This is a genomic window from Paenibacillus sp. Y916 (genome assembly GCF_056786435.1).
Genome location: NZ_JBXCJA010000001.1, coordinates 780861 through 805750, shown reverse-complemented (window position 1 = coordinate 805750; position 24890 = coordinate 780861). Strand labels below are relative to the sequence as shown.

Here is a 24890-nt window from a genome sequence, read left to right as displayed (position 1 = left end):
TGTAGGATTCGAAAACATCACATGCAAACAGATGTTTTCGTATCCTTGTCTATTTTAGTTCAAGATATCCCGTTTCGTAAAGACAGTAAATGACACAATAACCGAACCAAGTGCCCAAACCCCCAGTACCATCAATGAAAAATTAAGATTCATCCCTTCGATGGGAGCTGGTGTTCCTGATAAATAGTTCGTAAGCTGTAAGTTTACCATAAACAAATATTTAGCGCTTGTCCATGCAGATGCCATATTTGTCAGAATATTTCCTGCTATAAGTGCAGCCATCATGACTACAATACTGGCAGCCGTACTTTTCACTAACACCGATACCATGAATGCAAGCAAAGCAACGACTATGGCGACGAACCATATCAATCCACATTGCATCAACAAATACTCCCACTGTGGTACCGCATGTACAGCGGACATATCGACATCAACACCTGACATTTGGAATCCGGTAAACACAGGCATATTAAACCCAGCATAACCGAAGAAGGCTCCTGAAATCAGATAACTGATAGCAAAAGTTGATACAACAATCAGCGAAACAAACATCATGAGCGCAATAAGCTTACTCAGCAGTACTTTCCACCTTTTTACCGGTCTTGTCAATAGCATCTTTATCGTACCCGTCGTTCTCTCCCCAGAAACAATGTCCGATGCGATAGCCATAATAAGCAATGGAATGAACAAAGTGATCGAATTATCCATGAATTGTCTCGTAAAGGTTACGCCATTCGGTTCTTTAGGATTCACATCATGATCCAAATAATACTGAAGCTGTTGTATGAAAATAAGTCGATACTTTTTCCACTCTTCCGGAATTCGATTACTTCCCAAAGAGTTCTGATTGTCTGTAATCTGCTGTTGAGTTTCCAGTCTCCAATCCCCGTTGAACTTGTCCCGAGTCTGCTCGGACGAACGCATCTGCGCATAGGTGAACATGGGGACGAGTATGAGTAAGATGAGTAGAATGATGTGAAATCGTTTCTTTTTAATAAGTTTGATACACTCGTTCTTGATTAATGGGAGGATATTACTCAATGTTCTCACCCTCAGTCATTTGTAGAAATAATTGTTCCAGTGTTGGATTAATCTTATTCACGCTCTTCACAGCGATACCCGCACTAACTAATTGAGCAATAATCACAGGAATCAATTCCTCCTCGTTCTGAGTAACAATCGCATTAGCCGACATTCCTGCTATGATCGTATCATCAAGTAAAGATTCAGCAGATTCGACCACTCGAACGCCCTCTTTTGCTAAAAGTATTTTCCGTCCCTCCAACATCGGCTCCACATCCCAAATAACATAACCAGCATTCTCAGACACCAATTCATGCACTCCACCCACAGCAAGCACACTACCTTGACTAATAATGGCCACTCGATCGCACAGCAATTGAATTTCACTCAAAAGATGACTTGATACGAATACCGCCATCCCTTCGTTTGCCAACTGCCTTATAAATACACGAAGCTCTTTGATTCCCTTAGGATCAAGACCATTCGTTGGCTCATCCAGAATAAGTAATTTGGGACGACCTAACAACGCTTGAGCAATTCCCAGCCTCTGACGCATGCCAAGTGAATATGTACGTACCTTATCATGAATCCTTTGATCTAACTTTACAATGTCTACAACCTCTTGAATTCTCACAGCATCTATACCAGACTGCATACGGGCAAAATGTTCTAAATTCTCCCACCCAGTAAGATACGTATACACTTCCGGATTTTCAACAATTGAACCTACATATTGTAGTGCATTTTCCTGGTCACGATTCACATCATAACCGTATACCTTGATCGTGCCACTGCTTGGCTTAATCAGATCGACCAGCATCCGAATAGTCGTCGTTTTTCCCGCTCCGTTAGGACCGAGGAAACCAAAGATTTCACCTTCTAGCACATTAAAAGTAACGTCCTTAATGATCATCTTTTTACCAATTCGTTTACTAATATGATCGACGGAAAGCACAATATTATCTACCATATGTATATCCCCCTTTATGCGTCTGATTTACTGTATTCCTTGAACAATTCGATCAGCGATTTGTTGATATCCATCACCATTAGGATGAAAATGATCCGTTGATAAATACCGCCCTAGATGATGTGTAAACAAATCATATGTTGGCACTAATAGCATGAACTTATCTTGATTAATTGTGGTTTGTGCTATGTTATTCCATGTGGTAACAACCTCATTGCCGATCGTTGATAGTTGTTCTATATCCCCAAAAGGATTATATAACCCTACGTAAATAATGTACGCATCTGGATTAATCCCTCTTAATTTCTCCAATGCCAGTTGTAATTGTTCTGACGATTTAGGTAGTACACTCCGAAGTTTCTCAGCAGTTATATCACTAGCTAATCCATCTGACTGTGCTGAATCTGTTGACTCATCTGACTGTGCTGAACCATCCTTTTGCCCTTCTCCAGAAGATAACAGCTCGGCTCCCTGGAATAGATCATTACCACCAATTGAAAGGATGATGATATCTGACTGCTTTAGTACGTACTGTACACCCGGTTCATCTAGCTTCGTCACTAGACCTTCAGTAGTCAGACCATTGATCCCTAAATTGTTGAGCAATGTTGTCTTTTTGCTACTATTCTTTGAAAGAAGTTCCACACTTCTTTTCACATAGCCCATCCCCGTATCGTCGCCTGTTCCTTTCGCCAAGGAATCACCTATGGCAGAAATTTTATATTCCTTTTTCTTGTCCATGGCATCGGACACTCCCTCTCCTAATTGCTGAGATGGTCTAGGCAATTCCGTCCCTGCCTGCGGCGCATTCACATCTTTAATGGCATATATAAACCCAACTAACAATAGTACTGTTGACACAATCGAGACAATGCTCACACTACGCCAGATCCAATTACTTGAATTCAATGATCATCCCTCCATAATCTCGGTAGAATAACTCCATCATCCGCAACACTCGACAAATAGATTAACTATATTTACATTAAGACTTCTATAATTAATTTGCAAATGAGGATTGCATTGATGTAACAGTTACTGTCGTCGTCAGGAAGGAGATTATGCTTCCGAGGGTAGCGATACTTTGTATCGCTTTCAGCTATGGGCTACAGGTACTCAACGTTAGTTCCAAATTAGTCCTCTAAATCCGCCACAATTTCTGTTTACCCCGTTTTAGTTGCTCAAACAACACTTATTTACTCGAGAAACCCCACTTTTCAATTGCCTCATTAAGCGTATCACAGTTTCAATTTTTAACGGAACACACTGACACTATTCCAACCCAAAACACCAATATGAAATTGTAACGGAAGTACAGGCCTCTATATTCAAATAAACAGCCTAATATTAGAAAAAAGTATCAAATAAGGTCGCTCATTTCCGTTACAATTTTAAAAGAGGCGTTTCGGGCAGATTAAGGTCTGTAGCTTCCGTTAAACTAGAATACATACCAGGTTTCTACTCCACCATCTCAGCTACGTTCTCCATGATAGAGTCGTGAGACAAATGCGCTCACTCCGCTCATTACAGAACCTATTCCCGTTCTTCATCAACTTTCACTTCAGAATGATATCTCATAGTTTCAAAAAAACGGCTATACCGCCCTTTTCAAGGGACAGTATAGCCGTATAATTTAGTATGTCTATTTTATTTACTAATGAACTCTTGCACCCAGTGACCGTTATAGTAACCTACTCCGATAGTTGTGAAGTTAGCACTCAAAATATTAGCACGATGTCCCTCACTATTCATCCAAGCTTGCATAACATCTGCCGGAGTCTTTTGACCTTTCGCAATGTTCTCGCCTGCATAACTATACGAGATGCCATATTGTTTCATCATGTCAAATGGAGATCCAAACGTTGGAGATTGATGAGCAAAGTAATTATTATTATTCATATCTTTCGCTTTATCTAGAGCCATATTTGCTAATTTAGCATCTATTACCAATGATTTCAATCCCGCTTTACTTCGTTCTTTATTCACTAGATCCACGACCTGAGAAGTAACACTAGACTTATCTGTAGTTGTATCATTCGTCGTAGTGTCTGTTGGTTTTGTCACTGGTTTTGTCTCTGGTTTCGTTTCTGGCTTTGTTTCTGGTTTCGTTACTGGTTTCGTCTCTGGCTTTGTTTCTGGTTTCGTTTCTGGCTTTGTTTCTGGTTTCGTTACTGGTTTCGTCTCTGGTTTCGTTTCTGGCTTTGTTTCTGGTTTCGTTACTGGTTTCGTCTCTGGCTTTGTTACCGGTTTTGTAGGCTTAGTAATTGTCACTTCTTTATCCACGACTACTGTCCATTCTCCACCATTATTTTTAATCCACTCTTGAATATACGTTTTCAAACTATTATAGATACCGTAGTTATTGTTATTGTTCTGAACAGAAGTAGCCGATGCTGACCCTGGTAGTGTTATTCCCACAGCCAATACAGTAGCAATCGTCCCCGCCATCAATGATTTTATAAATGTTGTTTTCATTTATCCATCTCTCCTTTGAATCGATTTGTGTCTTGCATCTACATGCAACAGAATAGTTACAATATTGTCACCAGCAATGAATTCATTGTAACATGCTAGTTTTCAATTAAAACCCACAATTATTGGAAAGTACCTACTAATCAATAGATACCAACGGAAAAAACCTTACATAAACCACCGTTTTCACTGTGTGTTTACATAAGGTAAGCTACTACTCTACTATTAATCTTAAGAAGATCTAGCCGATTCATATGCCCTTATTTTGCTTCGTCAATATTGTCCTTCGTAATTTTCTTATATTGGATCCACACATATTGATTGTCCGTAATCTCAAAACCAACATTATCCTTGGTAGGTGTTTCTCTATTCGCTAACAGTGTAGCTAGAATTAGAGCAGCTTTACCTTGGTTATCGAAGTCATTAAGTACAGTTCCTAACATCGTTCCTTCTTGTAACGCTTTTATTGCTGGTGCCATTGCATCTACACCTACAACAGGCATATATTTATCACCTTTGAAATAACCTGCATCTTTTAATGCTTCAATAGCACCTAGTGCCATATCATCATTATTCGCTAGAACCGCCTCAATACTATTTCCCTTCGATTTAAGGAACGCATCCATTTTTTCTTGACCTTTCACCCGATCCCAATACGCTGATTCTTCAGCAACCTTTTCCACTTTAATACCAGCAGCTTCAATCGCTTCAATCGCATACTTCGTACGTAATTCAGCATCTTGGTGACCGGGTTCACCTTTTAACATGGCATATTGGAGTACACCATCTTTGTTCTTATCTGCTTCAGGATGTAATCTCCAGTAATCAGCAATAATCTCGCCTGACATCGTGCCCGATTCTTCAGCCTTCGCGCCGACATAATAAACGTTATCCCATTTCTTCATATCATCTGCAAGTGGTTCTCGATTGAGGAATACGACAGGAATGTTAGCGCTCTTCGCTTTATCAATAATAATGCCAGCCCCTGTCCGGTCTACTGGATTAATAATTAGCGCATTCGTTTTTTTCGTAATAAACACATCTACTTTATCATTCTGAGTCAATTGAGAATTTTGGCTATCTACAATTTCGACCTTTACTTTTCCTTCGGCACTACTTTTAATGGAGTTCCGAACACCCGTCATGTATGTATCTCCGAATCTGTAAATCGCTACACCAATATGAGGCAATTTACCTCCGTCTGCCGAGCTCGAGCAACTTGCCATAACTGATCCGAGTAGCGCACCTATGAGTAAAGCGACTGTCATTCTTTTGATCATTGATATGGACCTCCTCCATAACTTTTCATAGACATGCGATCATCACCTTACAAAAGGAAACAGTTGCTTTTGATTTTCTGGCCACAACATATTATCGAGATCAATCAACTTGGATCCTGTCTCCACTCGCTCAGGAACATGGATCCCTTCAATGCCTTCAACAGCATGCTTCACTGCTAAATATCCATTACTATAAGGGTTCTGAATGACCGTTGCCTGAACAACACCCTCTTGTAACATCTCAATGACCTCAGGTGGGCTGTCAAATGTAATGATCTTCACTCTACCACCAGCACCTAGCTTCTGTACTTCTTTCGACACACCGATCCCTGCTATTTCATTCAGTGCGATGATTCCTCTGAGGTCTGGATATTGATTAATCATTTCATTCGTTAATCGTGCCGCTAACTGTATGTCTGAACCACAATATACGATATCTATTACCTTAACGTCAGGGAACCGTGCCATGTAATCCAACATCCCCGACGCTCTTTCATCCGCATTCCGAGCTCCCTCTACGAAGCTAACTAAACCAACCTGACCTTTACCACCAATCAATTGAATCAATCTTTCTGCCGCTCTTTGTCCTGCTTCATAATTATTGGTTCCTACAAAGGTCTTCACTCGAGCCGAAGCTACTTCTGTATCCATGGAAATGACCGGAATTTTGTGATAAGCTGCGCGATCCGTTACCTGTGCCAGCTTCATATAATCACTTGCTGATAGAATAATAGCATCTGCTTTGTTCTTAATCGCGTCATCGACTAACATAATTTGCCCCTCGATATCATTCTCGCTATCTGGACCAAGGAATGTTAATTCTACGTTGTATTCTTTCGCGGCAACTTCCGCTCCCATCTTAACCGTATTCCAAAAAGAACCACTATTCATCTTCACAATCATGCTCACCTTACGTACGCTATCTGTCATTCGTAAACTTGAAGGAGTATTCGAACAAGAAACCAATCCAAGTGAAAGAGAAACCAATAATAACAATATTCTTCTTATAGTTATATTCATAACATTCCCTCTTCTTCCACAGGATCTAGTTCCTTTATCATCATAGGAAGGGTAATAGTAACCGTAGTTCCTTCCTCCACTTCGCTCACAAATGTCAGTCCATACGCTTTGCCGTAGTACAATTGGATGCGTTCATGAACATTCTTCACACCCACGCCTGATCCTCCTGAACTCTTCACACCACCTGTCAACAGTTGTCCCATCACTTGAGGTGTCATTCCAAGACCGTTATCCGTCACCGAAATAATAACTCTCTCCCCTTCAACTCTGACTGAGATCCGAATAGAGCCTTCATCTGGCATAAGCTCAATCCCATGATAGATGGCATTCTCGACAATCGGTTGAATGATAAGTTTCAGCGTTATACAAGTTAATGCCTCATCCTGAATATCCATCTCGTAATTAAATTTACTCTTATATCTTATCTTTTGGATAATCAGATAATGACGGACATGCTCTAATTCTTCCTCTAACGTGATCATATTCCTTCCTTCACTAAGACTAATACGGAATAATTTAGACAGTGAAGTGATCGCAGTAACGACATCTTCGTTCTTCCCCCGCTCTACAAGCCGGATAACGGAATTCAACGTATTATAGAGAAAATGTGGATTAATCTGCGCTTGAAGTACATCTAGTTCACTTTTCCGCTTCGCTTCCTGTTCATATATAATCTGACTCATAAGTTGACGAATTCGATGTAGCATAAGGTTAAACCTCTTGGATAATTGCTCTACTTCATAAGCACCCTTCACATCAATAGGTGTGCTAAAATCACCTTGCCCTACCTGCTTAACCACTTTCTCTAACCGGCGAATAGGCTGTGATATCTTGGCAGACACAAAAATAGAAATCAATAGTACGACAACCATAACGATCGTTAGAAACCATCCAACGAAATGATTAAGATCCCTCTTCGTTGTTACAATCTCATCTGGATAGGCCACACCAACGATTTTCCAACCAATCGGGTCCACTGTTCTAACCGTAATATATCTTTCTTCTTCTGTAGATGTGTCCATATAACTTCCGAAGGCGTACTTAAATACAGGCTCAATATTTTCATATTTAAGTCCTGCATAAATTAATTGCTGCTGTGGATGATAAATGATATTTCCTAGAGCATCGATAATATAGGCATAGCCTTTTTTACCAAGACTTACTTTGCTGCTAAGCTCATCAATCGTCCGAAAATTAACATCCACCAACAGAATACCCTGCTTCAATTCTCCCTTTTCCCTATACTGGATCATCCGACTTAATGAAACTACCCATTTATATTGCCCTTTGTATAAGTTCTGAATATGAGGTTGAGAGAAGGAGACGGATTCCGGTTGCTTAAGTGCAGTCTGAAACCAACTTTGTTTCATTAATTGTGTATTTCGGCGCATGTTCGCATCGGGTACGTCCAATACCATGTCACCTACCGGTGTAAACAGAGCGACAGAGACCAAGTCCTCACGGGTCCGAAGAAGTGTCGTCAGTTGTTCCTTCAATAATGAATCCGAGATGTTACCTGTTTGACCAATTTGCTGTTCCACCACTTCATATATATCCTGCATGCCTTTGACATATAGCTCCAAGTGGGAGTTCACCTGTTCTATAATTTGTTGAATGTTTAGATAAGCGTTGTCTTCTGCAGATTTAGCGAACTTGTTGTAGAGTAATAGGCTAACTAGGAGCACCACGACAACCGTAATCATCGAGAAAGATATCGTAATAATGACTTGAATACTTCTTAGATTGAACGAGAGTGGGACTTTAAGTTTTTTTGAAAGTTTAGATTGTCGTGAATCTTTCAATTTAATGCTCACTCGTCGTTGCTCCTCCCGCATTATTCCGATATTCTTTTGGAGATATTCCGAATTGCTTACGGAAACAAAAACTGAAATAATTAGGATCGATAAATCCAACCTTCTCCGCGATTTCAAAAGATTTCAAATCACTTGAACGTAGATAATCTTTAGCAGATTCCATCCGAAGTTGCATCACATAGTTCACAAAGGTCAGCTTCATTTCTTTCTTGAAAATACTACTGAAATACCCGGTACTTATATGTAAATATGTACACACTTTATTAATTGAAATGTCATTCTCGTGATAATGGATCGCTATGTACGATTTAGCGTCCTCTACCAATTGATTATAACTAGATTGACGGCCCTTCGAAATGTGGTTCATGAGTTTCACACAAATACCAGTAATCCACAGCTTTACTTCATTCAAGTTATTAAACTTCGTGATCTCAACAAAATACTCATTCGTACCGAATATCTCATCGAGCTCCATCCGAAATTCTTTAGCTATCTTCATAATAGATGTTATGATTTCTAATACATATACCTGACAATCCTTTACAGTAAGTTGACTCATCTCTTCTCCTGCAAATAGATTCTCCACCGTAGCTCCTACTTCCTGCGCTGTTCCTAGTTTAATGGCGCGAATTAACATTTGTTGCTTCAATTCATCATAGTGAAGAGGCTCATTCTTGAATCGATCCGTTCTCGATTCCACATCATCAATCCAAATCACTCGATTATTGCCCAAAAGTAAACGATAATCCAATGCTTGCAATGCATCATTATAGGAATGATTTACACCCCCAAGAATGTTTGTCATGGTTCCCGCACCTATCGTCACGGTTAGCTTTAAATATTTCTCTACATTTTGTCTAACTTCTTCTAATATTTCTAGCATCCTTTGGATCATCTTCTCGGAATCGTCATCATGATTCATCATTAATAGAACGACATCATCATGATGAAGAAACACTTCACCTATCTGGTGCTTCAGACATATTTCATTGGCAATATTCAGCACTGCAAACAATTGTAATTGTCGATCATTCGTATGTTTTAAAGATTGTGAAGTTGTGACATTCATATGCGATGATTCATTCTGTTGCAGCTCTGCATAGAAATAATCTACTCTCACAATAGAGACCATATATAAAGAAGCAGTTAATTTAAGCTCATAACTGACCATCTTTTCGTTTATTTCTGTGATAGGTATACGTCTTGACACAAGAGAGGAGAGAAACTTGCCTCGCATAATAGGAAGGCTTTCTCGGTAATACTGGAGCAAATGATCTAAGTTGTCCTGTTCAGCTAGTTCGTCGTCCAGTTTATTCTTCACTTTCAACAATACATCAACCAGTTCTTTAGAAGAAAAAGGCTTAAGAACATATTCGTCGATCTGCATCTTTATCGCTTTCTGAGCATATTCGAATTCATCGAATCCAGTTAAAATAATGATCTTCGTATGCGGATAATGGTTTCGAATCCATTCGGCAAGCTCTAGTCCATTCATAAAAGGCATATGAATATCCGTTACGACAACGTCCGGATGATATCTCTCAATTAGCTCTGTCGCTTCTCGACCATTCTCCGCCTTATCTACTACATCGAAACCATGCTCTTTCCATGCTATTTCATCAAGTAATCCTTCTCTTACATCTTCTTCATCATCTACTAAAATAAGCTTATACATTTACTCATTCCTCACCTCAATTTTGTAAGCGATTGCATAATCCGATTTAGCTGCATCGCCGATTATGAAATTGATTCATGTGAAACTTATGCTTTCTTATATTTTAAAAAAATGGTGCCCCTAAAGCCTTAGTAAATGACTTGGGACACCCTGTATGTTATTGCCGCACTATAATGTTTTGCTGAAAAGGTAGCCCATATTGGTGAATCCGATATGTTTATAAAACGCTCTTGCAGGAGCACGCTCTACGCGGTTACCACTTTTAAGAAATAGAAGATGGCTTCCTTGACCTTTGCTCCATTCTTCTGCACTATGAATCAATCTCTTCCCAATGCCCTGACCTTGATAACCTTTAGCGACAACAATAGAGGTAATCTGAGTTGTAGCTTCAGTACTAGAATGAGTCAGAATATTTCGTAAACTGATCTCCCCTACTACTTCGTTATCCACTTCAGCAATGAGTGTACAATGTACAGGACTAGATTCCATCTCCTGCATCCGTTCTCGCATGACACTTAATGTCGTTGGATAGTTCAATTCTCGCATTAATGCATTTAGACTCTCCAAGTCATTCCATTGGAACTTACGGATACACAATACAGGGGTAGACAAACTACCTATCATGGTCAAATTCCTCCACTTTCAATAGACTCGCAGCATGCTTCGCTGTGTCTCGTGCATTCTCAACATTATCAGCAGTACTCAAAGTAACAGCCATTCTTCTTCCAGGCTTCGCCTCACCCTTACCAAATACTCTTACTTGAGTTCGTGGAAGTAAGAGTGCTTCACCGACTCCATTAATGATAAAGTCAGTGCTATTTCCTTGTGCTTTCAATGTAGCTGATGCACCAGGTGAAAGTAATTGTACGTCATCAATCGGCAAGCCAAGGATCGCTCTAACATGTAGAGCAAACTCCGACAAATCCTGTGTCACCATCGTTACCATACCGGTATCATGTGGACGAGGCGATACTTCACTGAATACAACTCCTTCGGATGTTAAGAACAACTCAACTCCAAAGACACCATATCCACCCAATTCATCCGTAATCGCTTTGGCAATTGCTTGAGATTGTTCAATTTGAGTGTCACTCATCTGATGCGGTTGCCAAGACTCCACATAATCGCCATCCTTCTGAATATGGCCAATCGGTGGGCAGAACAGCGTTCCAGATACAGATCGAACAGTAAGTAGCGTAATTTCACTCTCAAATTGAACAAAAGACTCAATGATTACACGGGTAGTCTTAGCTCGTCCATCTTCAACAGCTATAGTCCAACACGCGTTCACTTCATCCATACTCCGACAAACACTTTGGCCTTTGCCAGATGAACTCATAATTGGCTTCACCACACAAGGTGTTCCTAGTTCAGCTACCGCAATTTTCAATTCATCCAGATTGTCTGCAAATCGATAAGTTGCCGTTGGCAATCCTAGAGTCTCGGATGCCAGGCGGCGAATCCCTTCGCGATCCATCGTGAGTGAAGTAGCACGCGCGGTAGGAACGATATGATATCCTTCCATTTCTAATTCCATCAATGCAGTTGTTGCGATTGCTTCAATTTCTGGAACAATAAGATCGGGTTGTTCTTGCCTTATTATTCTTTTTAGTGCTTCTTCATCGAGCATATCGATCACATGAGACCTGTGTGCTACCTGCATAGCAGGAGCATCTTTATAGCGATCCACGGCAATGGTCTCAATACCCAATCTCTGGGCTTCAAGTACCACTTCTTTTCCTAATTCTCCACTGCCCAGCAGCAATATTTTTCTGGAATATGCAGAAAAAGGAGCACCCCACACCACTTGCCATCCCCCCTATAGATCTATTATCTCTATTTTCAGGGTTTAGCACGCAGAATGCAAGAGCGCTCCACAAATTTTCAGCAAATTCAATCTTTTTCCTACATAATCTTGTTACATTTTCACGAAATCCATGTCGGTTTTTCAAGGAAGTGGTATCATTGTGTAATTTTAGTACGTGTTCAAAAAGTCAAATTTTCAGCACTAAAGCGTATGCTTACGATGTTGCGTTTCTTCGAAACGCCTCAGAAGATTGAATGAAGATAGCGAGCGAGAAGCGGAGCTACACGTTTTCGTAGAAAACGACTTCGGAAGCATACGCTGGCAGTACCTACGTGAGCACCTGAAATGTTTCCGAAGGAAACATACCTCGAAAGCATATGCTAGGACCGGCTGAATTCAATCTTCGATGTCGAATACGCTCCCTGCTAACCTTCGTGATCAAAAGATGACTTTTTGAACTACCACAATTTAGATGAATCTGAATTGGGCTTCAATGAGACCGTTATAGATCCCATCTTGTCGTATCAACTCAGCGTGGCTTCCCTCTTCCTTGATTTCCCCATGATCCAATACAACAATTTTATCCGCATGTCGTATCGTCGAAAGTCTATGGGCAACAATAAATGAAGTCCGTCCTTGGAGTAGTACTTTCAAGGCTTCTTGAATTTTGAGTTCTGTTTCCGTGTCAATACTTGCCGTAGCTTCATCTAACACTAGAATACGCGGATTAGCTAGTAGCGCCCTTGCAAAGGACAGTAGTTGACGCTGACCCATAGACAATACATTTCCGCGTTCTTCTACTTCGGTGTCATATCCCTGTGGTAAGGCCGAAATGAAGTCATGAGCATTCACCGATTTAGCTACCGTTTCAATCTCCTCATCCTTCGCATCTAAACGCCCAAAACGAATATTATCTCGAATCGTTCCAGAGAAGATGAACGTATCTTGCAACACAATACCGATCTGACTTCGTAGGCTTTCAACCTTTACATCTCGAATATCATTTCCATCAATAGTGATCTTGCCATCCGTGATGTCGTAGAAGCGACTCAGGAGATTGACAATCGTACTTTTACCCGAGCCTGTATGACCAACTAATGCAATCGTCTGACCCGCCTCAACGTTTAGGTCAATTCCTTTCAGAGCTTGACGACCTTTCTCATACTCAAAGACAATCTTCTCAAATGTAATATCCCCTTTAATTTCAGGTAGAGTTATTGCATTAGGTTGATCATCGATACTAGGTTTCTCATCCATGAATTCGAATATTCGCTCTGATGACGCCATCGCAACTAACAATTGATTATACATCTGACCCAGACGGTTAATTGGATCCCAGAAGTTACCTACATAACTAGAGAAGGCTACTAATAGACCAATCGTTAGTTCACCTTGTTGAATCAAGTAGGCACCGAACGAGAAGAGTATCAATGTACCGAAGCCACCTGTAATTTCTATAAGTGGACCGAATCCTTGGTTCATGGTCGTAGCTCTATCCCATGACTTCTTAGCATCTTTATTCATGACATCGAAGAATTCCATATTTTCTTTCTCTTGCGTATAAGCTTGAGTGACACGAATCCCTTGGATCGATTCATTCAAATGTGAGTTGATTCGTGAACCTTTCATACGAACTTCCTGCCAAGCTCCACGTATCTTCACCCGCAACTTCGTAGAAATAAAGAACATAATCGGTACTGTAATAATAACCGCAAGTCCAAGCTTTACATTGATTATCAATAGAATCACAACAATTCCTATCAACTGAACAAAGTCAATCATTAAGTTAACGACACCGTTAGTGAAGAGTTCCTGCAATGAGTTCACATCATTGGTAACCCTGACTAGAATCGAACCCGCTGGTCTTTTATCAAAGAAATTGAATGAAAGCTTTTGAATATGCTTGAATAAATCTGCTCGTAAATCAAATATGACTCTCTGTCCAATAATATTCATGTACTTAATGCGATAGGTCGATGCTATCCATTGCACAGCATATAGTACTAATATAACAACAGCAATCGTATAGAGCATCTTCAGATTAGGACTAGCATTAGCAGGCGCAATCGCCTTGTCAATCGCCATACTCGTTAGGTAAGGAACTGTTAATTTAGTGATCGTTCCCAGAATCATCATCAATCCGATCAGAGGGAGTAATTGTTTAGCATAAGGTCGCATATAAGCAAACAATCGTCGGAATTGTCCCCAGTCAAATGCTTTATCAATAATATCATCATCTTGGTAGACAAACCTCGCGCCACCTTTTTGAGCTTTATTAGATTCCTTGCTAGACTTTTGATTCTGCCTTTCAGCTTTTATGCCCGTGTTCATGATTTCACCTGCTCTTCTGCTTCCCCAGTTACCCGGGAGATATAGTCAGCGTACTGAATTTGGTACACATCTCGATATGGACCTGGCACAGTAATTAGATGTTCGTGTTTGCCTCTTTGTACGACCTTCCCTTCGTCCAGTACTAGTATTTCATCTGCATGACGTAGAGAAGATATTCGATGGGCAATAATAAATGTTGTACGTCCTTTCATCACTTCTTGGAATCCTGACTGGATCTCATGTTCTGTCTCCATGTCAACGGCACTGGTCGCATCATCAAGAATAAGAATTTTGGGATTCTTTAGTAAAGCACGAGCTATGGCGATCCGTTGTTTCTGTCCACCAGAGAGTCCCATTCCACGTTCTCCAACGACCGTATTATATCCATCAGGCATCTCCATAATAAATTCATGCGCTTTCGCTAATTCTGCAGCACGAATGATTTCTTCCATAGTTACATCCTTCAACCCATATGAAATATTATTCTGGATGCTGGAAGAGAACAGGAATGTCTCCTGGAATACCGATGCAATCTGGCTACGAAGACTATGAACGGTAATATCACGTATATCCACTCCGTCAAGTTTGATCGTACCTTCATTCACATTATAAGCGTGCATTAGTAATTGAATAATCGTTGACTTACCCGAACCCGTCCCACCTAGAAATCCAATAACAGAGCCCGCTGGTGCATCGAAGGTTACGTCCTTAATCGCAGCTATCTTATTTCCATAGGCAAAAGTAACATCATCAAATGTAATATGTCCCTTAACTTCTTCCACCTTAAGCTCCACCGCATCTTCACGATCTTTAACGTCAATGGGGTGATTAAGTAGTTCTAAGACGCGTTCACCTGAAGCTTCGGATTGGGTATAGTTATTAATTAGGAATCCAATATTCCACATTGGACCGATTATGTACCAGATCAGACTGAAGAAGGCTACCAATTCTCCTAATGAGAGTGTTCCATTGATGACAAAGGTTCCTCCTACTGTAAGGAGCAGAACAACCGTGATCGAAGCCAAGAATTCCATGAATGGAAAGAAGCGACTCCATAATGTTGATGTAAAGATCTGGTTCGTCTTATAGCGTTCATTACGGATGGAGAACTTCTCAACTTCATGAGGTTCACGTGCAAAAGATTTAACCGTTCTAACTCCTGTAACATTCTCCTGTACAGCAGTCGTTAGCGTACTTAATGCTAAGCGCATTTCCCGAAATGCAGGATGAATCTTACCTTCAAATCTCAGAGCTACGATAATTAAGAATGGAACACTCATCATCGTGACCAAGGTCAATTGCCAGTGAATGGAGAACATCATAATTGCGCCGAATAAGACCATTAGTATGGTGTTCATCATTTGTGCTAAACCAAACCCAACAAAATTTCGAATCGCTTCGAGGTCACCTGTTAAACGTGACATTAAATCGCCTGTTTTAGCAGTGTCATAATAGCGAAAAGATAAAAATTGAAGTTTCTCGTAACATGCATTACGCAAACGGTATGCCAAATGATTACCTAATCTACCACCAAGGGTACCGCTTACAAATTGCATCATTGCTTTTACAATGACGACAAGAATGACAGTGATAGCAAGCATAGGCACTTTGTCATACTGCCCAGGCATAATAGCATCATCAATCAGGCTTTTAAGCAACATCGGAGTAACCAATCCTAGCGCAGTAGCAATTGCTAAACTTAGGATCGATAAGTACAGAAACTTCCGTTTGTCCCAAAAGAAGCTCTGTAATTGCCTGAGTACGTTCATGTTTCTCCTCCTTATGGATGCATAAGATCCATATCATTTATTTATATATTTGTGAACATTAATGAAGTTTACCACCGTCCTTGCAAGGCGGCAAAGTGCATAAGTCATCATAATCAGCCTAGTTACGCAACCAACTGCCAATTGAATCATACAATCAAGAGCTAGTTATCAATTGTTCTTGTTTCCTCCATATCCCTTGGTTAATTGACCAAAAGAAAAGAAAGCCTGTAAAAGCGCTTCCCCAATCCGCCTTATCCCCTCTCTTTCAGAAGATTTTCTATTCTAAAACTTGCTCAAATATAGTTAATTCATTCGCTAATTCATGCCATTGTTCTATTGAATCTGTTAATTGTAGTGTTTGTTCAAGCGCAGTGTATCCTTCTGCTAATTGCTCTTCTAGAATAGCTGCTTGACGGTGAAGTCCCTTTTGAAATTCCGTTACATAGAAGTCAGATAACTGCTGTTGCTGTAGGATGACCGCTTCTGCTATAGCCTCTTTTAACTTTGGTTCAACGGCAAGCCGTAACTTCTCACGACCTTTTCCTTCGAAGAATAACTTTGGTGTTTTAAAAGAAGACCACATACTCCCCCAATCCATAGATTGATGAAATTGACTACCTTGCAAATCAGGTACTGTCCAATCTCGATTCTCTCTCATGGGTATTAATAACATGCCCTCATCCAAGTCATGGATCTGATTTGTAAACCGAATCGCTCCTTCTTCCAAGATTGATTTGGCCTTTAGTTCAAGTCGCAATGTCGTAGCCCATATTTCTTGATCGATTTCCCTTAATAAGGACTGTTCTAGCTCTCGCCCGCAATCCGTGTATATCTCTTTCAAAGAACCCATGCCTTCACGGAGCACTGTAGGATGAAAAGATTCTTGAAAGAATGATCCCAATCGATAATATATCCGTTGGCACACGTGGAATAACAGCTCTTTCGTCTCTTGTTCGATCACCCTATGGACACCTTCCAACTTCGTGAACTGACTCAACATAGCGTTAGCCTTCGTAACCTTATTTGAAAGTTCAAGTCGCTGTCCATCTCTAGTCGCCTCATCTTGTCGGGATATCCGATCCCATTCTTCCGCACGCATTCGGGCCGATGTAATCTCTTGTCTTGCAGCTAGTATAGATAATCCTGGTAACTCTTTCCCGGCAAAATCATCTAGTGATGTCTCAAATGCCGTAAACCCTGAAGCTAATAACGATGACTTATCGCCCTCACGCTTAGCCTCCAACGCTTTCATGCTCGATAGAGCATAAATATGAGGTGAACCAATGCCATTACTCCGAAGGTTGGATTGCACATGGTCTATCACTTGCTCAAGCTCATCGTTTGATGCAGCAAGATCTGATGCATTGATAATGAAAAACATTTTATCCAGTGCAAAGCTATCTTTCACCCTCCCTAATTGAGAGAGAAATTGTCGATCCCCTTTGGAAAAGGCATGATTATAATACGTTACGAACACGATCGCATCTGCATACTTCATATATTGAAAAGTCACACCTGTATGACGTGCGTGCAGTGAGTCAGCCCCTGGTGTATCCACAAGAATAATGCCCTGTTCTGTTAGGTCACAACTGTAAAACAAATCGATACGCTCGACAAAACAAGATTTACTCTCATCTGCTACAAAGGAGCGATACTGTGAAAAATCAACGATTTGTTCCGAACCCAAAAGTTCCTCGGCTTTCACCCATCCAGCACTAGCAGCCTTTAGGAAACCGAAATGAGGTAAACCCGCAGGATGTATACCTTCTGAACTTAAGTTATTCACAGCCTTAGACCATTCCTTCGGATCAGGTACGCCTAAATGGAGCGTCGCGAAAGATATTCTCAAATCCTCCATAAATGTTTCGTGCGACTTCATCGTCACCTGCGCGGTTCCGTGTAAATAATCACCTTGCGGCGCAAGAATACGATTGATCGCCGCGGTCGTCGGATGCGGCGATACAGGCAGTACATCTTCGCCAAGCAAAGCATTGGCGAAGGAGGACTTGCCCGCGCTGAAAGCTCCGAACAGCGCTAATGTGAACGTGCCGCCTTCTAGCGCAGCGGCGCGTTCACGTATTCCCCGCGCGGCGGATGCCATCGCGGGGTACAGCCCTAGCAGTGCGGACGCGGCATGCAACTGCGCCGCCGCATCTGCTAAGCGCTGGCGGCGACCTCCGGGAGCTATGCCGCGCGGGTGAGCCCCGCCTCCGCTATGCGGCGGGGCAAGTGCTCTTGCGGGCGCAGCGCGAAGCGCGCCCGCCTCCTTGGCCGCCACCGCAGGTGCGGGCGGCCGTAAGGGCGCCACCACCGGCAGGAGGCCGGGGGTGATGCCCTGGCGCGGCGGCAGCAGCTCCGCTAGAGCTGCCGCGCGCGCGGTTTCCTCCCGCAGCAACGCTGCATAGCGGGATCCGGCGGCCGACTGCTGCTGCAGGTCGGCCATTCGTTGACTTAGCTGCTGCAGCTCGCGTGCAGCAGCCTCATCGAGCAGCACTAATAGCTGCTCCGCGAATTCCATCATGCTACGACGATACAAGCCCTTAATATGTTCGGCTATGCTACGACAATAGTTCAGAACATACTCACCAGATAGAACAGCATCACTTTGAAGTGTGTGTAGAATAACACTCTCATCTATAGACGGAATGAATAACTCCATCTTCTTCTGCCATTCTTCACTCCACAGCTCCTGCTCGTCGCCCCATTCAATCAACATCTGACGGACATGCCATTCCACTTGTGAAGCTACTTGTTCCTGCAACTTATGAAGAAACTGACTTTGCCTTTGTTCTTGCTCTGCCTTTGTCTTATTGCCCGATAACCATAGACCCTTCTTAAATCCAGGCCTACGACTCTCCAAGAATAGCTGTGCTAGATCTCTAATTTCTGCTGGCATCAGGTTTGAATTATCCAGTAACTTATGTAACTCGATACGAAGCACTTCTCTCTCTTCCTGTGGACCCCCTTCAATCTGCCCTCGCTCAAGCTCCAAAGACTTCATACCTGCTTCAATCCGATCCAGAACTTCCTCCCCACCTAACTCTTCAAGAAGACGCTCCTTCTCATCTGCTAAAGACTCTTTAAATTGTTCTAAATGATCCTCAGCAACATGGTGAACCGAACAAGATATACTATATTCAAGCAATGCTTCCTTCTGCTCAATTAAATCTATAATTAAAGATTTCAACCGATCATGCTGATTATAAGGATGATCCATTTCCTTCAAGGAATTATAAATAACCCCTTCATAGCTAACCTGCCAACGTTGAAATGCTGTAACCACTTCCTCATGATATGCCGCAAAAGATAACTCTTGCTCTTTATGCTTATCAATCTGATTAACAATCAAATATAGCGGCTTCCCCCAATCGGATAAGCTCTTCGCGAACATCAAATTATTCTCAGATTGAACATGATTGTAATCCATTACATATAGTACAACATCAGCCAAGTGAAGCGCTGAATGAGTAGCTTTCTTATGTCCATCATCTGTAGAATCGACCCCTGGAGTATCCATCAGAACACCATCTGAACCGAGAAAAGGAATCCTCTCCCATACTTCGATAGATGAATACTCACCACCATTCATGCAATAATTATCAAGTTGTGCTGGCGACACCTCTAACGGCGTAATCTTTTCAATATCGCCTTCCAACTCATTCAGATCAGCGGAGTATATGAGCGCACGTGGTACGCCATTACGAATCGTCACCACATTCGCACTCGTTGGTACAGGACCTGAAGGTAATACCTTCATCCCACACAACGTATTAATTAGACTCGACTTCCCCGCAGAGAAGTGACCACATACAGCAATCGTTAATTCACCAGAATTCTTCTTCTGCAATAAATCATTAATATTATGACAGGATTTCATATCTCCCCAACCAGTCAACTTACTATTAAACGCTTTCAAATCTGTTGCTACGTTCTTCATGTCGCTCTGTGTCACTGCCACCATGAATGAATTCTCTCCCCTTATGAACATACTTTTACCATTTATATACTTGCTGAATGATATATGACATCTTGTCATGTCTAACTCCTGTGATTATTCTCATTGAAATAACTTTATTTTACCATTTCATAAGGTTTAGCGATATCTTTTATCATAACAAAAAAATAAAACCGAAGAAATTCCTCCGGTTTTATATCTTTTAATGAATATGAACTAACCCTATATCATCGGTCATGCACCTAAGCTAATGCATCCTCAAGCTCAGGGAACAGAATCTCAAACACAGAACCATGTTGAAGAATAGTCACACCGCGTGATCTATCTCTCATAACTACGACTTCTGGCTTCTGAGACATACGCTCATAATAAAACTCTGGCACTTCTCCGGAATGGCTCACAGTAATACCATCCACTTCTTTTTCTTCATTCTCTGCAAATTCGCTGTCCACAACATTCTCGAAAATATCGGAAAATTGTTCAAAATTGTTTGTATACACGGAAATACATTTCATCTAATATCCCATCCTTCTCCAGCTCTAATGTTCACTATCCAATGATCTCTTTATCTTTCCTTTTTTGGGTCAATTTCATACGTTTTTTACCTTCACGACATACATCAAGCAGCGGACAAACCTGGCACTGTGGATTTTGAGCTTTGCAGTGATAACGTCCAAAAAAGATAAGTCGATGATGAGTATCTGTCCATTCATCTCGAGGAACTTTTTTCATCAGTTTCTTTTCTACTTCAAGTACGGAGTCATCCCATCCTGCTAATCCTAGACGTTTAGACACCCGTTCCACATGCGTATCCACTGCTATAGCTGGAATTCCAAATGCATTCGATACGACCACATTAGCAGTCTTACGTCCCACTCCTGGAAGCAACACTAATTGATCATAAGTTCTAGGAACATCACCATCAAATTGCTCTATCACCATTCTGCATAAATTCTGAATATGCTTGGCCTTATTACGATAAAGTCCGATTCTTCGAATATCTTGCTCCAATTCTTCAAGTGGAACGTCGATATAATCTTGGGGTGATGTATACTTCTGAAAGAGGTCCTTAGTAACCTTATTTACTGTCTCATCTGTACACTGCGCAGACAAGAGCACAGCAATCGTTAATTCAAACGCGTTGCTATGGATCAATTCACAATGCGCCTCAGGAAACATCTCAGCCATTGTGTCCAATATATGACGTACTTTTGCAGCTACCATGATGAATACCTCCTGACAAGAAGAAAAACGTCTTAATACAGGAAGTACATCCCGTATCAAGACGGTGTATTTCATGACCTAACCGAAAGCAGATTATTGTTTCTGTATTTCCACTATTACATCATTGTGAAAATACAGTACAATTTTATCATTTTCTCGGAGAGATTGCACGGATAATGTCGTGTCACCTTGATGAATATATGCATTTGGTGACAACTTATACAAATTCTTGTCGGTTGCAAGTTGTTTTTTCACATAAAAGTCTCTTGAAGTATCTGTATACTTCCAGAAAGTCTTCTCAAGTTTACTAAGCACATTGATGATCGTAGTTCCATCTACATCTTTACGTATTTCGACACGTTCTCCTGAAGTCAGACTGTTTAATACAGTGCTCGTACTACCCGCACGAATAATTTTAACAGCACCTGATGCTTTGATAACTTCTGTGCCACCTTTAAAACTTTTAACGGTAACGTTTGAAGTGACTATATCTACAGCTAACACTTCGCCCGAAACTAACTTAGATACTTGTGCTGATATAGCAGTATCCCCGCTATAAGTGACATTTACAATCTGACCAATCTGTAAATCAGAAGCTTTCATTAATTCACCACTATCATTAGTAACAGTCGCCTTATCTAAATAAACATAGTTCGTACCACTTCCCGATTTCGCAGTGATCCATTTATTACCCGAATCAACAGACGCCACTTCATATTGAACAGATGTTTTCAGCAAAATTTTGGATACCGTTTCTTGATTATCCCCGAGTACAAGAGTTACCTCATTGCCAACTTTTACATCTGATATATTCAGATAACTTTTACCATACATCTCAACCGATGTAATTTGATAAGGAAGGGTAATTCTTTGACCGTTAGCACCTTCAATCGTTATTTTTCTAGCAAGCGTATCCACTGCTGTTACAGTTCCATCATACTTATATACCACTTCGAGCGTCAAAGCACGATTTGTAATATAGCTAAGATTAATTTTACGTCCACTAGTTAGAAAGTACTCAATTCCTGTCAATGATGGGATCGACGTATTGTAAATCAGCTTCGTCTTGTCATCTATTGTAACTACAAATGGTCTGTTTTTTTCATCTAGATACGTTAAAATCTTTTTCTTTTCATCATAGGATACGACAGTTGCATTTAGTTTTTGTTCCATTTGTCTATTAAGCACGACAATCTTAGTTACTAATTCCTTCGAATCTAGCGTCATTTCAACTTGATCTCCAGCAGTAGCGTCAGCTAGAAGATCAGCTAGAATCGGCTTATCAATACCACTAATGACAATCTCAGGTTTAGCTGACAGCAACTTCACTTCCAATGAACCACCCGTTTTGGTATACGTAATGGTTGTCCCATTTGAGCCAATTTCATAAATAGTACCACGAATCGTCCGCTCGACAGCTTGAGTTATTTCAATTGAGCGAATGGTGTTATTTTGAACAGTGTAGTTAATGACTGAACCCTCTTTTAACTCCGCTGGAGATAATAATTGATCCTGATAAATGATCACAGGTACCTCATCCCATTTATAACTCTCCGTCGTGCCTACTGTATTCTTAATTCCAACTGTCTTGGAATTAATATCTACGCTTTCCACTGTTCCTGCGCCATTCTTATTGATGACACCTGTCTTCACTTGAACAACCACGAGATTCTTATTCGTAGAGAAGGTCTCCCGTTTTATAACAATTTGACTTCCCGTTGTTATATCTTTAGCTTCAATCTTATTGCCACTTACATCAAGGAATGTAGTGTTGGCATCATAGTTGAAATTATCAAACCCTGTATTAGTAGAGACAGCGAATGAATTACCTTGAAACAATCTTTCAAAAGTAGTCTCAATATTCTCTAATTGTTCCGTAGGATCTATAATTTCTACATATGCAGCCTTGCCGCCGTTCTCAATGATCATCACTTTGGAGTACAACTTGATATCAGAGAATGGAACTTTGATATCAGAAGTTTTGGTATAGTAAACCGTTGTATTATTTAATGGAAAATTACGTATACTACCGTTAACAAATAAACTGATTGAATTGTCAGTTAATTCCGTCACGATACCTTCACTTGAATTTGCATATTTAATGTCGGTCTGATCATCACCACGACTAAAGAACGTTGCTAGTTGAGCGCGAGTAACGGAACCTAGCGGATCGAAACGATTCCCTTCAATACCAGTCGTTAATCCCATCTCGATAGCAGCATTTACATACCCCAGTTTCGAAGCAGAAATTTTACTATTATCCACGAAAGAAGTTGCTCTTGATGCTAATGCTTGAGCTTCATTCTCCTTACCAATCGCACGTACTAACAATTCTGTAATCCATTCCCGACTAGCTTTCTTCTCACCCCAGGAAGTTTTTGATGTAACATCATCAACTTCAACCTGCTTATCCAACAAATTATGTTGGAAAGCTAGAGCTACATAGGGCTTGAAGTAATTATTCACCGTAAAAGTAGCAGGAAACACAACTGCCGTATCTGTGTTTAATTGATCTTGGATATTCATAAATCGGATTGCCATCGTCACAGCTTCCTGTTGTGAGACACTATCATTCGGTCTGAATAATCCTTTGTCACCCAATAATATGCCTTGTGATGCTAGTTTGTAGATATGTTTTTCAGCCCAAAATCCACTCTTCACATCACTAAATGTTCCGGAAGCCGATATTAAGGCATTTGTAGCTACTGGTGTTGTTCCATCCGCAAAAACCGCGGCCCCTGAACTTAATGCCACCATACTTGCAAGAACGGCAGATACCACCTTTTTAGAACTCATAGAATTACTGCGCTTGGATTGCATATTTCTTCCCCTCTCTTAATAACACAAATACAAATCAGATTGTCTAGAATTAAATTAATATTCGACATAAAAGCTCCAATCCCTGCTTTTCTTCTAATTTTTCACCATTGGATGCTCTAAATCAACATGTCCCATCAGACTTTCTACTTTAGCACCATTAACAAGAAGTTCAATAGATTTCACTTCATCAAATTGAAATAATGTATTTTGAAGTGCTTCAAGTGCGAACATTTCACCACCTGAACCAAGACGGGCTTCATCTGGAAGGTTAATGTCCATCGTTATGGCATCTCCTTTGAAATCAAGAGAGAGCAATTCAATCTTTGCCCATAATGAAATGAGTTCAGCGTTGTCACCTTTTTGAAGCGCTTTAAACGCTTCTACATATTTTTGGGATTCATCCACGTACGTAATCTCGGTTGTGGATTCTATTAGTTCCATCGCTTGGGAATCCGTAAAATAAACCTTAATGTATTCTTTTTGGGATGCGGATGCATTTGTTGTTGGCACATTCTCTGTTGGCACAGTTACTGGCTCTGATTGTCCATCGCTTGGCTGCGCTTGCGGCTTATTCCCACAACCCACTCCAATGACTACGACTAATGCGAGAATCCCCACACTCCACCATTTTCTATTCATACTCTTGTCCCCCTAAAAGTTTTGTAGCAATTGCTTCCTGATGTTCACTTCGTCAAAACTAGCTTCGGAAGCATATACTTTAAAGTTT

The 24890-nt window shown here is 40.9% G+C and carries 17 protein-coding genes; all 17 read right to left on the bottom strand.

Annotated features, from left to right (window positions below; genetic code table 11):
• Positions 1-54: 54 nt before the first annotated feature.
• The 17 genes from AC1TO9_RS03770 to AC1TO9_RS03690 all read right to left on the bottom strand — a co-directional run bounded on the left by AC1TO9_RS03770 (position 55) and on the right by AC1TO9_RS03690 (position 24802).
• On the bottom strand, positions 55-1044 hold the full coding sequence (locus tag AC1TO9_RS03770) for an ABC transporter permease (RefSeq protein ID WP_482058358.1): 990 nt from the start codon (positions 1042-1044) through the stop codon (positions 55-57).
• Positions 1037-1996 carry an ABC transporter ATP-binding protein gene (locus tag AC1TO9_RS03765; protein WP_482058357.1) on the bottom strand — a complete coding sequence of 320 codons (960 nt, stop codon included), beginning with the start codon at positions 1994-1996 and terminating at the stop codon, positions 1037-1039. The genes AC1TO9_RS03770 and AC1TO9_RS03765 overlap by 8 nt, the downstream gene beginning before the upstream one ends.
• 27 nt (positions 1997-2023) lie before the next feature.
• On the bottom strand, positions 2024-2905 hold the full coding sequence (locus AC1TO9_RS03760) for a GDSL-type esterase/lipase family protein (RefSeq protein ID WP_482055186.1): 882 nt from the start codon (positions 2903-2905) through the stop codon (positions 2024-2026).
• A 738-nt stretch (positions 2906-3643) separates the two neighbouring features.
• Positions 3644-4471 carry a CAP domain-containing protein gene (locus AC1TO9_RS03755; RefSeq protein WP_482055185.1) on the bottom strand — a complete coding sequence of 276 codons (828 nt, stop codon included), beginning with the start codon at positions 4469-4471 and terminating at the stop codon, positions 3644-3646.
• 257 nt (positions 4472-4728) lie between these two features.
• The gene (locus tag AC1TO9_RS03750) at positions 4729-5748 is read right to left on the bottom strand and encodes a galactose ABC transporter substrate-binding protein (RefSeq protein WP_482055184.1); all 1020 of its coding nucleotides are present in this window, start codon (positions 5746-5748) and stop codon (positions 4729-4731) included.
• Between the two features lie 42 nt (positions 5749-5790).
• Entirely contained in the window at positions 5791-6768 is a 978-nt protein-coding gene (locus AC1TO9_RS03745) for a substrate-binding domain-containing protein (RefSeq protein ID WP_482055183.1), read from the bottom strand.
• On the bottom strand, positions 6765-8471 hold the full coding sequence (locus tag AC1TO9_RS03740; protein WP_482058413.1) for a sensor histidine kinase: 1707 nt from the start codon (positions 8469-8471) through the stop codon (positions 6765-6767). Before AC1TO9_RS03740 ends, AC1TO9_RS03745 begins: the two co-directional genes overlap by 4 nt.
• A gap of 100 nt (positions 8472-8571) precedes the next feature.
• Positions 8572-10257, bottom strand: a complete 1686-nt coding sequence (locus tag AC1TO9_RS03735) for a response regulator (RefSeq protein WP_482058356.1) — start codon at positions 10255-10257, stop codon at positions 8572-8574.
• 168 nt (positions 10258-10425) lie between these two features.
• Positions 10426-10881, bottom strand: a complete 456-nt coding sequence (locus AC1TO9_RS03730; RefSeq protein ID WP_482055181.1) for an N-acetyltransferase family protein — start codon at positions 10879-10881, stop codon at positions 10426-10428.
• Entirely contained in the window at positions 10871-12061 is a 1191-nt protein-coding gene (gene purT, locus AC1TO9_RS03725) for a formate-dependent phosphoribosylglycinamide formyltransferase (protein ID WP_482058412.1), read from the bottom strand. The genes AC1TO9_RS03730 and purT overlap by 11 nt, the downstream gene beginning before the upstream one ends.
• A 471-nt stretch (positions 12062-12532) precedes the next feature.
• The gene (locus AC1TO9_RS03720; RefSeq protein WP_482055180.1) at positions 12533-14395 is read right to left on the bottom strand and encodes an ABC transporter ATP-binding protein; all 1863 of its coding nucleotides are present in this window, start codon (positions 14393-14395) and stop codon (positions 12533-12535) included.
• Positions 14392-16164 (bottom strand): ABC transporter ATP-binding protein, encoded by a 1773-nt coding sequence (locus tag AC1TO9_RS03715; protein WP_482055179.1) that lies wholly within the window; start codon positions 16162-16164, stop codon positions 14392-14394. Before AC1TO9_RS03715 ends, AC1TO9_RS03720 begins: the two co-directional genes overlap by 4 nt.
• Positions 16165-16441: 277 nt before the next feature.
• A complete protein-coding gene (locus AC1TO9_RS03710) occupies positions 16442-20125 on the bottom strand; it encodes a dynamin family protein (protein ID WP_482058355.1) in 3684 nt (1227 codons plus the stop codon).
• Between the two features lie 236 nt (positions 20126-20361).
• The gene (locus tag AC1TO9_RS03705; RefSeq protein ID WP_482055177.1) at positions 20362-20634 is read right to left on the bottom strand and encodes an NAD/NADP transhydrogenase alpha subunit; all 273 of its coding nucleotides are present in this window, start codon (positions 20632-20634) and stop codon (positions 20362-20364) included.
• 34 nt (positions 20635-20668) lie between these two features.
• Positions 20669-21343, bottom strand: coding sequence for an endonuclease III (gene nth / locus AC1TO9_RS03700; RefSeq protein ID WP_482055176.1), 675 nt, complete (start codon positions 21341-21343; stop codon positions 20669-20671).
• A 93-nt stretch (positions 21344-21436) separates the two neighbouring features.
• Complete coding sequence (locus AC1TO9_RS03695; RefSeq protein ID WP_482058354.1) at positions 21437-24139, bottom strand: S-layer homology domain-containing protein; 2703 nt, start codon at positions 24137-24139, stop codon at positions 21437-21439.
• 117 nt (positions 24140-24256) lie between these two features.
• Positions 24257-24802: a GerMN domain-containing protein gene (locus AC1TO9_RS03690; RefSeq protein ID WP_482058353.1), complete on the bottom strand. Its 546-nt coding sequence runs from the start codon at positions 24800-24802 to the stop codon at positions 24257-24259.
• Positions 24803-24890 lie beyond the last annotated feature (88 nt).